Below are 16,614 nucleotides of genomic sequence, written 5' to 3'. Positions count from 1 at the left end.
AAAATGTGAAAAGAAATATTAAGAATAACTTAACATTAATAAATAGATTATAAACAAGTTTTAACAATAAAGATGTTGTATGATTGTTATTTTATGGTAACTAAGCATGATGATGCTATTTTACATTAGCCAAATCATCATCAACACCATGATCATGCTCTGTTTTTAGCTCATCAGCATGATGTTGCTATAAGTTTATTGATATAAAAAAATGATGCCAGTCAAGCTAAGCTGACTGGCATCATCATTGAGACGAATGACTTAAGATTTAAGTTTAGTGATCAGAAGCACCAGAGATACCAATTCCTGTTTGTGAGCGAACAAACTGTGCATCAAATGCTTTACGTTCAGCTTGTGCTTGTGCAGATTGATCAGTCACAGAGAATAACCAACAGCAGATAAAGGATAAAGGCATTGCAAAAATTGCAGGGCCATTAAATGGATTAACCGCCTGTTCTGAAATTCCTAATGTATCTACCCAAACTGCTTTAGAAAGTACAATTAAGACCACTGCAGTCACAAGACCAACCACACCACCAATGACCGCACCACGTGTCGTTAAACCTTTCCAGTACATTGATAGTACCAATACCGGGAAGTTTGCACATGCAGCAACCGAGAATGCCAATCCAACCATGAATGCAACGTTTTGTTTCTCGAACAGAATACCTAAGATCATGGCAAAAATAGCTAAACCTAAAGTTGCAATTTTAGACATGCGTAGTTCAGACTGTGGTGTTGTTTGCCCTTTCTTAAATACGTTTGCGTATAAGTCATGAGAAATTGCTGATGCACCTGAAAGCGTTAAACCAGCAACCACCGCAAGAATCGTCGCAAATGCAACTGCTGAAATAAAGCCCATGAACAAATCGCCACCCACTGCATCAGACAAGTGAATTGCGGCCATGTTATTACCACCCACCAGCTCTAATTTGCCTGTTACTGCCATTTTAGCAACATCTAAGAACTGAGGATTATTCGATACATATAGAATTGCACCAAAACCAATAATGAAGGTTAGCAGGTAAAAATAACCAATAAAACCAGTTGCCACGACAACAGATTTACGTGCCTCTTTCGCATCCTTTACAGTAAAGAAACGCATTAAAATATGTGGCAAGCCTGCTGTACCAAACATCAATGCCAAACCAAGTGAAATAGCATCCAGTGGATTAGCTGCAAGACTTCCTGGCCCCATAATTTTGGCAGCATCAGTTAAACTCACATCATGTACTTTTGCGAATACTTGAATAGATTGTTCAAACATGTTGGTAAAACTAAAACCGACACCTTTCATGACCATAAATGCCATAAAAGTTGCACCAGCAAGCAGCATGACTGCTTTAATAATCTGTACCCATGTTGTTGCCAGCATACCACCAAAAATAACATATGCCATCATCAGTAAACCAACAACAATCACGGCGATATTATAGTTTAAACCAAACAATAATTTGATCAGCTGACCTGCACCGACCATTTGTGCAATCAAATAAAACGCCACAACCACCAGTGAACTAAAAGCAGCCAAAGTTCGTACCGGTTTTTCTGATAAACGGAAAGACACTACGTCTGAAAGGTTATATTTACCTAAGTTACGTAAGCGTTCTGCAACCAAAAACAAAACAATTGGCCAACCAACCATAAAACCAAGTGAGTACAGTAAGCCATCAAAACCAGACATAAAGACCAGTGCCGAAATACCGAGGAAAGAGGCTGCTGACATATAGTCACCAGCAATCGCTAAACCATTTTGAAATCCAGATATCCCACCACCAGCAGTATAAAAGTCTTGTGTACTGGTTGTTTGTTTTGCAGCCCATTTAGTAATAAATAAGGTCGCCCCAACGAAAATCAGGAACATAATAATTGCAGACCAGTTGGTTGCTTGCTGTTCAGCAGCACCTAAATCTGGACCAGCAAATGCCATGCCTGACATGATTGCAGTTGATGCAACCAATGTTTTAAGTGAATTCCATTTCATCTTAACGTTGTCCTTTCTCATGGGTAATTGCTTCAACTTCACGAATTGCATCAGTATTGAGTTGATCTAATTTATTATTTGCGATATATGAATAAACCCCACACAACACAAATGATAAAACAATAATACCGAGTCCTAAAGGAATACCCCAAGTGGTTACGCCACCTGAAATTGAGCTTAATAGAAACTCTTTGTTATACCCAACTAAAAGCATAAAACCGACATAAATCACTAACATAATAATTGTCAATGTCCAAGTCAAAATACTTTTTTGACGTACCATTTCTTTAAACTTTGGATTTTGCAGAATACGATCTACTTGTGCTTCATCCATAATTCAACTCCTGTTGAGTACCCACCCTTGAGTACATAGCATTTTTAATTCGAATTTTCATGCACAAAAGTAACAAGCTTCACTACCGCTTGTAATTTAGACTTTGGTCGTTGGAAAATTATCAATTTAGACTGCATCAGGACCGAATAGAGTATGATATAGCCTGAAATGATGATGTTATGGGTTTATGAATAGTTGGCTAATTATCGGCGTACTGGCACTTTATATTGCGCTCCTCTTTGTCTGTGCTTTCTTTGGAGAAAAACACGCGAGTCGTTTAAGTACTCGCGGACGGATGTTTCTCTTTAGTCTAACATTGGGGGTTTATTGTTCATCTTGGACATTTTATGGTGCAACAGGTGCAGCAGTTCGTGAAGGGATTATTTTTTTACCGATTTATTTAGGGCCTTTATTATTTGTTGCTTTTGGCTACGATATCTGGCGACGACTAGGTCAAGTACGTCAACATCATGCCATTTCCTCAATTGCTGATTTTATTGCTGCACGTTACGGTAAAAGTGGCATGCTGGCATCTTTAGTCACCATTCTCGCTGTCATTGCCATTATTCCTTATTTGGCTTTACAACTTCGTGCTATTGCATTAAGTGCAACCGTTATTCTTGAACCAACAGCAGGCATACAAGGCACAGCCAATAGCGTATTATTTTTAACCGCCATTTTAGCCATTCTCGCCATGATTTTTGGTACACGACAAATTGCCAATACAGAACAACATGGCGGTTTAATGTTGGCTGTAGCCTTTGAGTCTTTTGTTAAACTTTTTGCACTACTTTGTGTTGCATGCTTTTTTATTTTTGATCGTCCTGAAAATATTGCACTGATTAGCCAAGATATCTCCAACACATTTCAGAATGTACAACTGTATGGTGTTCCTGAGACATTTTGGGTACAAACATTATTGGCTGCACTCGCCATCATTTGTTTACCGCGACAGTTTCATGTCGCAGTCGTCGAACTACGTGATGAAAAACATATTCGCGGTGCCAGAAGATGGTTTGCGGTGTATTTAATTTTAACCACCATCGCCATTGTACCGATTGCCAGTTGGGCACTACATGCTGCGCCTCATTATCTGGCTATTCCAGACGTCGCTGTGCTATCACTTCCTTTAAGTTATCATCAAGATTGGTTAACGCTCTTAGCCTTCTTAGGCGGCTTCTCTGCTTCTACAGGAATGCTTTTAGTATCATCTGTTGCACTGTCGATTATGCTAAGTAATGATCTAATTATGCCTGCATTATGGAAATTTAATGTATTTTCACGGCATGATAAGCGTTTACCACTGGTGTTAAAGTTTACCCGTCGTGTCTGTATTCTGGGGGTCATGTCACTGGGTTTTTTATTCTTCCATTTTTTTAATGATATTGATCAGCTTTCTGTATTTGGCTTATTGGCTTTTAGTGCTGTTGCACAATTTTCGCCTGCATTAATTGGTGGCCTATACTGGCGTGGAGGAAGTAAACAAGGTGTCTATATTGGTTTAATTGTTGGTTTTATCATGTGGGCATATACTCTATTATTGCCTACCATTTTAAAAAGCCTTTCCAGTGAGTGGTATGACTTTGCCTATTCATTCTTAAATCATGGGCCTCTGGGTTTAAACTGGCTCAGACCTGAAGCACTGTTTGGATTTGGTTCATTGGCTCCCCTCACCCATGGTGTGATTTGGTCTTTAGGTCTTAATACGATTTTATTTATTTGGGTATCTAAAATTTTTAGGCCGAGTATTGCTGAACAAATTCAAGCCGAAAGCTTTTTTTATTACGAAACAAAGCCTTTACCATCACAAACCACAACCTATGAAGTCAACTACTTACATCATGATGTTTCCCGCCTTAAAGTGGGAGATTTAATGACATTGGCTAAAAGGATTACTGGTGAAGAAGCTGCCATTAAAGCATTTCAACAATTTTGTGCGCAAAATAATGTCATTCTTAATGAAAATAGCAGCGCCAATGGTATGTGGTGGCGTTTTACTGAACAACATTTAGCCGGGACCATTGGTGCAGCATCAGCACGAACATTATTAACCACAGCCATGGTGAATAATGGATTAGCACTCGGTCAAGTCGCTAATATTCTTGACCAAGCCTCACAATGGCAACGCTTTAACCAAAACTTAATTATGACCATGATTGATCACATGACACAAGGTGTGAGTGTGGTTGATGAGAATATGTGTTTAGTCGCATGGAATAACCAATATCTAAAATTATTCGACTACCCCAAAGATATCGTTTATGTGGGCTGTCCAATTGCGGATCTTATTCGTTATAACGCTGAACGAGGTGAATGTGGGCCGGGTTCAATTGAAGAACATGTCCGTAAACGTATTCACTGGATGACGGTGGGTAGTGCACACGAATTTGAACGTATTCGTAAAGATGGACGAGTAATTCAAATGCGTGGTAATCCAATTGAAGGCGGTGGCTTTGTCACCACCTTTGCCGATATTACTGCATTTAGAGAAAATGAAGCCATTTTGGAAGCACGTGTCCGTGATCGAACACAACAATTGGCAAATGCCTTATCTGAACAACAATTGGCCCGCGAGCAGGCAGATAAAGCCAACATGTCAAAAAGTCGCTTTATTGCAGCCGCCAGTCATGATCTACTCCAGCCTATGCATGCAGCACGATTATTCAGTACTGCATTAGAACAAAGTGTGCAATCTGATGAAGATCGCATTACCTTACAACAGCTAGATCGTGCCTTACATGGTGCAGAAAGTATGCTTTCAGCCTTGCTTGATATTGCCCGTTTGGAAGGTGGAACCATACAGCCTAAACGTCAATCCTATCCTTTACATGACTTACTGAGTGATTTAGAACTACAATTTAAATCGATTGCCGCTCAACGCGGTATTCAATTTAGTGTCCATGATGCGCAATTCTGGATTGATACCGATCCACAATGGATTCGTCGTATTATTCAAAACTTTGTCAGCAATGCACTACGCTATACGGCAAAAGGACGTGTTGTCGTTGGAATTTTACGTACAGCAGAACGTCCAAATCATATTCGTATTGGGGTATGGGATACTGGTCCAGGAATTTTAGAAGAGCAACGTATCAAGCTGTTTCAAGAGTTTGAACGTTGTGGGCATGCCTCTCCATGGGGTGAACAAGGACTTGGCTTAGGTTTGGCTATTGTACAAAGAATGACCAGTCTTTTGGACTATCCTGTCCATGTTTATTCTGAATATGGCAAAGGCTCATGCTTTATGATTGAGGTTCCGACTGTAACAGCACCCAAAATTGTTGCAGCACCCGTTCAAGCCATACCATTAAAGTCTAAAGCCTATAAAATTTTATGCTTAGATAATGATGAAACCATTCTTGAAGGCATGTCGACATTATTGACCAAATGGGGCTATCAAGTCTTTAAAGCCACCGAACCTGAACAAGCACAAGCGATTATTCAACAGGAAAATATTCAGGTTTGGTTGGTTGATCAACATTTAAATGAGGATAAACGTGGACTGGATTTTATTTTAGAACATCGACAAATCAATGTTCCTGTTGCATTAATTACAGCAGATTCAGATCCAGAATTACCACAGCGTTTAAAAGATCTTAATGTCATTTTACTCAGAAAACCATTAAAACCGGCCTCGTTACGCTCTTGGTTATCTGGTCTAAAAATCAGCCAATCTTAAAATTTCTATCCGCCTCTAAATCAATCGATTTAGAGGTTTTTTGTATCTGACTCATCCATTGTTTTTATCTAAAAATTGACCAAAAAAATAACAGCCATTCTCAAAATTAAGCATAAAACCATGTTCAAAAACAAATCTAGACATTTGCAGTGGCAAGAAATAACAAAATAGCCAGTGAACAGGTGTACACTTATTTACAAAAAAATAAACTACTGATTTTAAATAATTATTATTATGGATTTTTATTTGATTAAACTTTAGTCGTATATAGATTTAGCATAAAGCAGCTCATAAATGCATAAGAAAAGATCAATTTACTGAGCTATAACTCACTGTTTCTGATCAATACTGGTCATCCTCACGATCAAGGAGTTACAAATGAATATTTCAGAACCATTCACACCATATAATCATCATCAACAGTTTCATTGCCAATATGGCGCCAATGCATTGTTACCGGACATAGACTGGCAAAAGTTATTTATTCATAACCAGCTTTCCACCACTCATCTACGTGCTTTAAATACGCTATATCAATGTGCAGTTCCATTGGCATTACAAGTTTTTGATGAACTTAAATTTGATGTTTTTACACCACATGCATATAAGCCACAAGGCTTAGGATTATTTGAAAAACTGGCAGAACAGGAAGATCGTCTGATTCAAGCTTTAGAAATTGAGATAGCAGATCTAGATCAAAATACTCGTCATCAAATCTGGAGTATGTTGTTACGTGGTGGAGCTGTACTGGTCTTTAAAGCATGGCTTGGTCAAGTGAAAAATAATGAAACGTATTTAGATACCACACAATTTGATGAGTTATCAGACTTATTGTTTATTAAAACCTCACCGCTACCCTTGGCACATCGACTCGGTGTCAATCCACAAGCAGAGTATGATCATATTTTTCTATTTTATGATCATGAAATTTATCTTGATCGCTTTAACTGTCTAGAAACAGCAGCATTATTTGTTGATTTAGGCGTATATGATGCCGCATTTTTAGCTTTAAGAGATGCTCAAGTCGCCCACTATTTAAAACAGTTAGGTTATGTTACCGATGATCAAATGGATGAGTTATGCTGTGCCTTAAATCCCTTATATTGCACAGATTTAACGCCTCAACAAGACTGTATTGCCTAAAAAATTTATCGTTGATTCGATTCGCCACATGTTGATCACATGATGCAATGGAGGTCTGAGCTCTGATTGCATCATCATGTTACTTTAAAATACCATTACAGCGAGCGGATGACATATATTGCATAGCACAAATCTGCCACTAGACCCAATGTGCTTTGATTAAATTTTCTTTTCTTCAATATTCAATGCACCAATCGCCAACACAGCCTGTGTACGATTTTGTACCCCTAATTTACGGAAAATTGCAGTCACATGGGCTTTAATCGTTGCTTCGGATACATCAAGCTCATAAGCAATCTGTTTATTTAACAAACCTTCTGCCACCATCATTAAAACACGGAACTGTTGAGGTGTTAATGATTGGATACGCTCTGCCAATGCGGTTTCATCTGCAGCACGTGGATCAAAATTCATATTGGCAGGTAAATTCGGTGGCAACCACAAATCACCTTCTAATACTTGACGAATTGCCTCTCCAATATGACTTGGATGAGCAGATTTAGGAATATAACCCATTGCGCCATGTGCAATCGCGCGTTGAATAATACTGACTTCTTCATGTGCCGAAACCACAATGATCGGAATAGAAGGATATTGTGCACGAACATGAACTAACGCAGAGAACCCAGAAGCACCTGGTAAATTTAGATCTAAAAGTACTAAATCTGGCTCAGGCCCTTTTTCTAAACGTTCATAGAATTCATTGACCGCAGCAGTTTCATGAATTTGAGCCTGAGGCAAGCTATAACGAACAGCTTGAATTAAAGCATGACGAAATAAAGGATGATCATCAACGATTAAGATATTCATAAGTAACGTGAGAGATCTGGAGCATAAGTAGCCTATTCTAACCACACATTTATACTTTAGGATATGAAATTTGAGATTATTTTTTAATTAAATTGAAAATTTACCTAAAAAATTTGTATTTTTTTATCATTTTCTAAATTTAAGCAAATCTCATCATATTTTTTTATAAATTTTATTCTGAATCTTAATTAACTTCTAAAATATAAATATAAGCATAAATATCAATAAATTATCTTATTAGATATGCGCTACTCAGCTCAGTTCTAGATTATATCTCAAAATATGATAACCAATCTTTATTTCATTATTTTACAGTCATCATCACTTATTTATTAAATAAACATATTCAAAGATAAATCAATTTTAGGTTCAGCTATGACAGTACTTCATTCACCACAGCCACTCAATATTGTTGCTGTTTCTGGTGGTTTAAACCATCCTTCTAAAACTGAAGCTTTAGTACAAGCCATTTTAGATGAACTCGGTGAGGCCACTCCAATCCATGTTCATTTTATTAAGTTTAGTGAGATTGGTCATTTACTGGGTGGTGCGATTTATCGCCATCAATTACCACAACAAGTTCAAGATGATCTCGCCGCTGTTGAAGCAGCAGATGCACTGATTGTCGGTACGCCAGTATATCGTGCATCATTTACAGGACTGTTTAAACATTTTTTTGACTTTGTAGAGCAAACAGCATTGGTTGATGTTCCTGTACTGCTAGCAGCATCAGGAGGTAGTGATCGTCACGCATTGGTTTTAGAACACCAGTTACGTCCACTGTTTAGTTTTTTCCAAGCACAAACCCTACCAATTGGGGTATATGCAACAGATCGTGATTTCACTGCAGAATATACCATTCATAGTGACTTACTACGAGATCGTATTACTTTGGCTGTTGCACGTGCATTACCTATTTTAGAATGGGCACCAGCTAAAGGCCAACGTGCTGCTGCCATTAAAGAAAAATCCCAACAAGCCAGCCAAAATCTAGGGATTAACAAACAAATTGAACAGGATGAAGTATTGCCTTCTGCTGCTGTTCCTAATCTTGATGCAGCTGAAGCACGTTTACATTCTAAAAAATCCAAGCCACAAGTGGCTTAAGCCCATAATTTCTCAACCTTAAGTAGGTATTGAAATGTCTCATAATCATCCGATTCAATTTGCTTACTGGGTTCCAAATGTTAGTGGCGGCTTGGTCATTAGTCATATCGAACAACGTACAGATTGGAGTTATGAATATAATGTGCGTCTAGCACAAACTGCAGAAAAAAATGGTTTTGCATATGCACTGACACAGATTCGTTTTACTGCAGGTTATGGCGCAGATCATCAACATGAATCCGTTAGTTTTAGTCACGGTCTTTTGGCTAAAACAGAACGTCTAAAAATTATTGCCGCTATTTTACCCGGCCCATGGAAACCTGCACTGGCTGCCAAACAGTTGGCCACGATTGATCATCTTAGTCATGGTCGTATTGCCATCAATGTGGTCAGTGGCTGGTTTCGCAGCGAATTTGATGCCATTGGTGAAGAATGGCCAGAACATGATCAACGCTATGTCCGTTCTGAAGAGTTTATTCGCTGTCTCAAAGGCATATGGACACAAGATCAGTTTAGTTTTCAAGGTCAATATTATCAGTTTCATGATTACACCTTAAAACCTAAACCTGTACAAAAACCTCATATTGAAATTTTTCAAGGAGGTAGCTCTCGTGCTGCACGTGATATGGCTGCTCGTGTTTCCGATTGGTACTTTACCAATGGCAATACAGCAAGTGAAATTAAAAAACAAATTGATGATATACGGGCAAAAGCTAAAGTAAATCAACATCAGGTGAAAATTGGGGTCAATGCTTTTATTATCGCCAGAGATACTGAAGAGGAGGCAAAAGCTGTATTACAAGATATTATTAATCATGCCAATCTTGATGCCGTTCAAGGTTTTGCGCAGGAAACACGTGAAGCAGGACGGGCTGCACCAGAAGGTGAAGGCAATTGGGCAACATCTACACTTGATGATTTAATTCAATATAATGATGGATTTAGAACCAATCTTATTGGCACACCGCAACAAATTGCACAGCGTATTATTGAATTAAAACGCGTCGGTGTAGATCTGATTTTATCGGGTTTTTTACATTGTATAGAAGACGTTGAATATTTTGGTGACAAAATTTTACCGTTAGTACGCCAATTAGAAGCAGAATACCATCAACAGCAAGTGGTTGATCCTGCTTAAAGCGATAATAATAATAAAGAAAAAACAACTTCCCCCAAGACTCGGCTTGGGGGTTTTTTATGCGCTAGTATTATGACCTCATTCAGATGACGATCAATGCGTAAAAATATGTCATGATAGCGCGATAGGTGTCATGCCATAAAACCGCTTTAAAGTTTGAGTCGGTCCGACAATGCAAAGGAAAAATATCAATGTATACCGGTATAGTCCAAGGTTTAGAAAAAATTTTAGACATTGAAAAACATGATGGCTTTATTACTCTGGTGATTTCCAATCAGCATCATTTTTTTGACGATGTTTTTATTGGTGCAAGTATTGCCATCAATGGTACATGTTTAACCACAACCGCAATTGATCAACAACAGCATCAGATTGCTGTTGATGTATCTGATCTCACTTTAAGCCTAACCACACTCAAACATTTAAAAATTGGTGATGAGGTTAATATTGAGCGTTCAGCCAAAATGGGAATGGAAAATGGTGGACATCAACTCTATGGTCATATAGAAGGAACTGCAACGGTCAGTAACATTGAATCTCATGGCAAAATACGTCATATTGAACTCGATATTCCCGATGGCAAGATTAAATATTTTTTCTTAAAAGGCTTTATTGGCCTCAATGGTTGTAGTTTAACCATTAATCACGTTAATCGTGAGCAACATCAAATTGCTATCGACCTTATTCCAGAGACCCTTCGACTCACCACATGGAAAAATGTTCAGATCGGTGATGAAGTCAATTATGAAATTGATCAAACCACCCGTACGCTGGTCGATACTTTAGAAAACATTCATCAACATTCCGCAAGTTTAAGAAATTAAATCCATATTAAACTGGCGCTGAGATACTGATGGATTTCAAACAAGCGCCATCAAAAAATACCCAACTGTATTGATGTCGAACAATGTACACAACTAATCTGCGCTATGTCTTGTCATCAATATAATAGCAAGTACTTTATACAAATAATGGTCATAACTTTAAAAAAATCAGATCTGTATCCATTTAAGGATACGATCTGATTGAAGCGGCTAAGGCTTAATTTTAATGTGCTGGATAAACCGTTGTAATCAGCTGACTGACCACTTGTGGATCAGCGAGTGTGGATACATCGCCTAAACTATCCAGTTCATTGGCCGCAATTTTTCTTAACAAACGGCGCATAATTTTCCCAGAACGCGTTTTCGGTAAAGCAGGTGCCCAATGTATGGCATCTGGAGTGGCAATAGGACCTAGCGTTTTACGTACCCAAGCCACTAAATCCGTCCGTAATGCTTCTGATTCTTCAATACCCGCTTGCAAGGTTACAAATGCGCAGATGCCTTGGCCTTTAATCTCATGTGGCATGCCAACGACTGCTGCTTCTGCAACCGATTGATGTGCGACAAGTGCACTCTCAATTTCTGCCGTACCTAAACGATGCCCAGAAATATTCAGTACATCATCGACACGTCCGGTAATCCAATAATATCCGTCCTCATCACGTTTAGCACCATCTCCAGTACAGTAATAACCAGGATAAGTGGAAAAATAAGCTTCAATAAAGCGCTGAGAATCTCCCCAAATATTACGCATTTGTCCAGGCCATGAATCTTTAATCACTAAATTACCTTCTGCTGTACCGAGCAACTCATGCCCTTCAGCATCCATTAAAGCAGGTTGAATACCAAATAAAGGACGCGTTGCTGAACCTGGTTTTAATGCTGTTGCTCCTGGTAAAGCTGAAATTAAAATCCCTCCTGTTTCAGTTTGCCACCAGGTATCCACAATTGGACAACGTTGTTCACCAACAACGCTATAGTACCAATACCATGCTTCTGGATTAATTGGCTCACCAACAGAACCCAGTAAGCGTAAACTACGCCGATTACTTTCGCGCACAAAACGATCCCCTTCTCTCATCATGGCACGAATCGCTGTTGGGGCCGTATAAAGCACTGTAATTTGATGTTTATCGACAATATGGCCTGTACGCGCCCAAGAGGGATATTGGGGAATACCTTCAAACATTACCGTTGAGATTCCATTCGATAATGGCCCGTATAACACATAAGAATGTCCGGTGATCCAACCAACATCGGCAGTACACCAAAATACATCATCTTGTTTAATATCAAATACTTCTCTAAATGTGCTATTGACATAAGTTAAATATCCACCCGTAGTATGTAACACACCTTTGGGTTTTCCAGTAGAGCCGGATGTATATAAAATAAACAATGGATCTTCTGCAAACATCGATTCTGGTGGACAATCATGATTCACCGTCATAATTTCCATGTGATACCACAGATCACGCTCTGCCTGCATGATTATCGGATTACCTGAGCGATGCACTACAATCACTTTTTCAACACAAGCGGTTGCAGCAACCGTCAAGGCAGCATCGACATTTTCTTTCAGTAAAATTGCTTTACCACCACGCATACCAGAATCGGCTGTAATCACCATTTTTGCCTGAGAATCTTCAATACGACTGGCCAATGCTTCTGCTGAAAATCCACCAAAAACCACACAGTGCACTGCACCAATACGTGCACAAGCCAGCATTGCAATTGCCACTTCTGATACCATAGGCATATATAGCACTACACGGTCGCCTTTTTTAATACCATGTTTTTTTAATACATTGGCAAAACGGCATGTTTCATCATATAACTCAACAAAAGAGATAATTTTATGTCGTGAAGGATGATCTCCTTCCCAAATAATGGCAGGTTTATAGGGATGCTCTTTTAAATGCCGATCTAAACAATTGGCACTGACATTTAATTGACCATCTGCAAACCATTCAATTTTAAAATTTTCAGGATCAAAATTGGTATTTTTTACTTGAGTAAAAGGTTGAATCCAGTCTAGTTTCTGTGCTTGTTCTGCCCAAAATTGGTCTGGATATTGGATTGAATATTGATAACGTTGGAAATATTCGGCTTCATTGGTACGTGCTGTTCTTTTAAAAGTTTCTATAACGGGATAATAGGTATTCATAGACAACTCCTTTGATTTTATTTTGCATTTCGTCACGAAATGCTGTGCCAATTCCTTTCATTTATTATATTTGTATAGCGATCATCTCAAAATTAAGCTTAATATATTATTGAGATCAACTTAAAATCATAAAACATTGTCTAAAGTTAATCTATCTTGCATTCCAATTGTATAAAAAATAATAAAACATAATCAGAATCATACCGATGTACATCAAAAAGTATTTTTATCTCTATAGATAAACCCATAAAATGATGATGATCTAAAACCCAACCACCAAACATTTATTGATAGAGATATTCATGGCTGAAGAAAAAGCAAGTTTGACCAGTCTTGTTGCTGAAGAAACCTCACAACTATTGCATGATGCCAGTGAAAAAACGGCACAAACCGTGATTGCACATACCAATAAATATAATGATGCTTATGCCGCAATCGATCATATTATTAATAGCTTTTGGGAACGGTTACCTTATTTTTGTATCGCTTTAGTGGTTTTTGGGATTTTTTATCTGTTGTCTAAACTGTTTAAGTTCTTTGTCCGTAAAACTTTAACTGAGCGTTCATATAGCAAACAGAATCTCATTTTAGTTTTGAATCGTGTGGGTAGTTCAGCCATTATTTTCTTTGGTTTTTTAATTGCGATGGTCATTTCTATCCCTGGATTTACGCCAGGCCAATTAATGGGTGCATTAGGCGTCGGTTCGGTTGCAGTCGGTTTTGCATTTAAAGATATTTTTCAAAATCTACTTTCAGGAATTCTCATTTTAATCAGTGAACCCTTTAAAATTGGTGATGATATTATTGTCAGTGGTATGGAAGGTACTGTTGAGGATATTCAAATCCGTGCAACATTCTTACGCTCACCCGATGGTAGACGCCTCGTGATTCCCAACGCCACGGTCTATACCAGTCCAGTGACCGTTAATACAGCGTATACACGTCGTCGTTGTGAGTTTATTGTCGGCGTTGGCTATGAGGTTGATGTACAAAAAGCACAAAAAATTATTCTCGATATTTTAGATCATGATTCCACGGTGTTAAGCCAACCGGGCTTTAATGTCAATATTACAACATTGGCCAATTTTTCAATTAATTTAACTGTTCGTTGGTGGGTCAATACCACTGAAATCTCAACAGCGACTTCTATCAGCCAAATTCAACAACGTGTGGTTGAAGCATTTAATCTTGAAGCAATTTCAATTCCGTACCCAATTCAAGAAATTAAAGTTCATCGTGAAACTGATCCCAGCTTAACGCCGCACAATACGCTTAAATTGTAAATAAACGCCCTAAAAGATAAGGAATCACGGTTTCTGTACGTAAAATACGTTGGCCCAATTGCATTGCTTGGCAACCATTTTGAGTGAGCAAGTCAATCTCATAAGGAATAAATCCACCTTCTGGCCCAACGATAATACTACAAGCCTGATTAAAGGCATTGGGCACTGTATCTCGCGCATAAGGATGTGCAACAAATGCAGGGCGATCTGCTGTAATCCTGTCAGGTAAAATATCTTCGACAAAGGGCTTAAAACGTTTATATATTTCAATTTGCGGTGGACGTGTATCACCAGCCTGCTCTAAACCGAGGGTGACGTACTGATCGAGTTGCTGTAATAACGGACTTTGCCAATAACTTTTATCTACACGATAACTATGTAATAAAGTAATTTTCTCAACGCCTAATGTCACACTATCCATAATTAGACGTCGTAGTACTTTGGGTCTGGGTAAACTCACTATCAAATTTACTGGAAGTTTGTCGGGACAGCATTCTTTATGCAGTGGCTTTACAGTTACATAATTTTCCTGAATTTCTATAATTTCAGTTAGATATCGTTCACCTGCGATAAAGCCTACCTTTAAGGTATCACCCACTTGGATATCAATATGGGTCCGTAAATGGATTAATTGACGCTGGGCGGTAATTTTCCAAACATCCGTTTTTAATTGGTACTGATCTAATAAAACAATGTTCATAATATATCAATGTTTTTGCTGTAAATATTGATCCATAGCATCAATATACTTTTGTAAAGCACCCTGATTACGTTGCATAATCTGCTGTGCATGTGTGGTAATCTGCTGCGCTAATACAGGATCAAACAGAAATTGTATTAAATATTCGATTGCTTGCTCGGCGGACATGGCAACTTTTAATGCATCAGCAGCAACAAACTCATCCACAATCGTTTGAAAGTTTAAGTAGTTTTTACCCACGACGGTTGGTACATCTAAGGCAATCGGTTCCAAAATATTATGTCCACCGCCAGGTTCATTCAATGATCCACCGACAAAGCAAGCCTGACTTAATGCGTACCATAACCACATTTCACCCATACTATCAGCCAAATAAACCTGCGTATCAGATTGAATATGCTGATTTAAACTACGACGCTGAGTGCGCAGTGACAATTGCTGGCACAGTTGAAAAACAGCATCAAAACGTTCTGGATGTCGTGGAACAACAATACATAATAATTGCGGATGACGTGCAAAATAAGGCTTTAAAGCAGTCAGTAATTGCTGTTCTTCAGGCGCATGTGTACTGGCAAGAATCATAATATGGCGTTGTGCTAACTGCCATTGCTGACGTAATTGTTGCGCTTGCTGGAGAAAAGCTGGGGGGACTGTAATATCAAATTTAATACTCCCGATCACGTGTGCCTTATTTTTTGGCATACCCAACTGTAAAAAACGTGTCAAAGTAGCCTGATCTTGTGCCAACAAAGCACTGAGCTGCTGGAGCATAGTCTGCGTTAACTGCGGTACTTTTGCATATCCTCGTGCAGATTTTTCTGATAATCGTGCATTAATTAATATACACGGGACATTAAACTGTTGTGCCTGATCAATTAAATTAGGCCAAAGCTCCGTTTCAACCAGCGCCAAAAGTTTAGGTTGATAATGCTGAAAAAATTGTCGGACCAAACTAATCTGATCAGCAGGTAAATATACGGCCTGAAATAAATACTGATAAGGTGTTTGCAAGAACAATGATTTCACGCGTGCTTGGCCTGTTTTAGTGGTATTGGTCACTAAAACAGCATGCCCTTGTTGCAGATAATGCTCAATTAATGGCTGAGCAGCGTTGGTTTCCCCCACAGAAACAGCATGAAACCATATCGCCTGCCGGTTTTTAGCTGGCTGAAAAGGACCAAACCGTTCTATGAGTTCAGCCTGAAGCTGTTGCATATTTTCAGCACGTTTTTTAATACGCCATTTATATACAGGTTTAATTAAAAATAATACTGTGTTATACCAAAATGGTGTAGCCAAACGAGCTGCCTCAAAGATTAAATCAATAACAAAATATAACAGAGCCAGATCCACATGTTAATGGATCTGGCATCTCTCATTAAAATTTAGCAACAATCACATTCATTTTAAGGTGATTTTAGGATCAATTAAAATCCGATTGACTA

General features: G+C 38.5%; 12 protein-coding genes. 6 read left to right on the top strand and 6 right to left on the bottom strand.

Annotated elements, in window-relative coordinates:
• Positions 1-274 precede the first annotated feature (274 nt).
• Both QSG86_RS05295 and QSG86_RS05290 read right to left on the bottom strand, forming a co-directional pair.
• Positions 275-1,984, bottom strand: coding sequence for a cation acetate symporter (locus QSG86_RS05295; RefSeq protein ID WP_317030538.1), 1,710 nt, complete (start codon positions 1,982-1,984; stop codon positions 275-277).
• Position 1,985: 1 nt separating this feature from the next.
• Positions 1,986-2,318 carry a DUF485 domain-containing protein gene (locus QSG86_RS05290; protein WP_317030537.1) on the bottom strand — a complete coding sequence of 111 codons (333 nt, stop codon included), beginning with the start codon at positions 2,316-2,318 and terminating at the stop codon, positions 1,986-1,988.
• 187 nt (positions 2,319-2,505) lie between these two features.
• On the opposite strand from QSG86_RS05290, the gene QSG86_RS05285 reads away from it, so the two are divergent.
• On the top strand, positions 2,506-5,997 hold the full coding sequence (locus QSG86_RS05285) for a PAS domain-containing hybrid sensor histidine kinase/response regulator (RefSeq protein ID WP_317030536.1): 3,492 nt from the start codon (positions 2,506-2,508) through the stop codon (positions 5,995-5,997).
• A 378-nt stretch (positions 5,998-6,375) separates the two neighbouring features.
• Positions 6,376-7,140 carry a hypothetical protein gene (locus QSG86_RS05280; protein WP_317030535.1) on the top strand — a complete coding sequence of 255 codons (765 nt, stop codon included), beginning with the start codon at positions 6,376-6,378 and terminating at the stop codon, positions 7,138-7,140.
• Between the two features lie 159 nt (positions 7,141-7,299).
• Here the strand turns inward: QSG86_RS05280 and QSG86_RS05275 are convergent, their stop codons facing one another.
• A complete protein-coding gene (locus tag QSG86_RS05275; protein ID WP_317030534.1) occupies positions 7,300-7,950 on the bottom strand; it encodes a response regulator transcription factor in 651 nt (216 codons plus the stop codon).
• 375 nt (positions 7,951-8,325) lie between these two features.
• Here QSG86_RS05275 and msuE point away from each other — a divergent pair, with 375 nt between their 5' ends.
• From msuE to QSG86_RS05260, 3 genes are all read left to right on the top strand, one after another.
• Complete coding sequence (msuE, locus tag QSG86_RS05270) at positions 8,326-9,057, top strand: FMN reductase (RefSeq protein WP_317030533.1); 732 nt, start codon at positions 8,326-8,328, stop codon at positions 9,055-9,057.
• A gap of 34 nt (positions 9,058-9,091) precedes the next feature.
• Positions 9,092-10,195 carry a dimethylsulfone monooxygenase SfnG gene (sfnG, locus tag QSG86_RS05265; RefSeq protein WP_317030532.1) on the top strand — a complete coding sequence of 368 codons (1,104 nt, stop codon included), beginning with the start codon at positions 9,092-9,094 and terminating at the stop codon, positions 10,193-10,195.
• A 191-nt stretch (positions 10,196-10,386) separates the two neighbouring features.
• A complete protein-coding gene (locus QSG86_RS05260; protein WP_317030531.1) occupies positions 10,387-11,019 on the top strand; it encodes a riboflavin synthase subunit alpha in 633 nt (210 codons plus the stop codon).
• A 223-nt stretch (positions 11,020-11,242) separates the two neighbouring features.
• On the opposite strand, the gene acs is transcribed toward QSG86_RS05260, so the two are convergent.
• Complete coding sequence (gene acs / locus QSG86_RS05255) at positions 11,243-13,186, bottom strand: acetate--CoA ligase (RefSeq protein ID WP_317030530.1); 1,944 nt, start codon at positions 13,184-13,186, stop codon at positions 11,243-11,245.
• 302 nt (positions 13,187-13,488) lie between these two features.
• Here acs and QSG86_RS05250 point away from each other — a divergent pair, with 302 nt between their 5' ends.
• On the top strand, positions 13,489-14,469 hold the full coding sequence (locus QSG86_RS05250) for a mechanosensitive ion channel family protein (protein WP_317030529.1): 981 nt from the start codon (positions 13,489-13,491) through the stop codon (positions 14,467-14,469).
• On the opposite strand, the gene QSG86_RS05245 is transcribed toward QSG86_RS05250, so the two are convergent.
• The gene (locus QSG86_RS05245; protein ID WP_317030528.1) at positions 14,459-15,169 is read right to left on the bottom strand and encodes a 16S rRNA (uracil(1498)-N(3))-methyltransferase; all 711 of its coding nucleotides are present in this window, start codon (positions 15,167-15,169) and stop codon (positions 14,459-14,461) included. The two genes, QSG86_RS05250 and QSG86_RS05245, sit on opposite strands and share 11 nt — an antisense overlap.
• A gap of 6 nt (positions 15,170-15,175) precedes the next feature.
• The gene (locus tag QSG86_RS05240) at positions 15,176-16,468 is read right to left on the bottom strand and encodes a 3-deoxy-D-manno-octulosonic acid transferase (RefSeq protein WP_317030527.1); all 1,293 of its coding nucleotides are present in this window, start codon (positions 16,466-16,468) and stop codon (positions 15,176-15,178) included.
• Positions 16,469-16,614: the final 146 nt, after the last annotated feature.

It is taken from the genome of Acinetobacter sp. SAAs474, from assembly GCF_032823475.1.
Lineage (GTDB): Bacteria > Pseudomonadota > Gammaproteobacteria > Pseudomonadales > Moraxellaceae > Acinetobacter.
The sequence above is the reverse complement of the archived record's forward strand: the minus strand, read 5'-3'. Positions and strand labels throughout refer to the sequence as shown.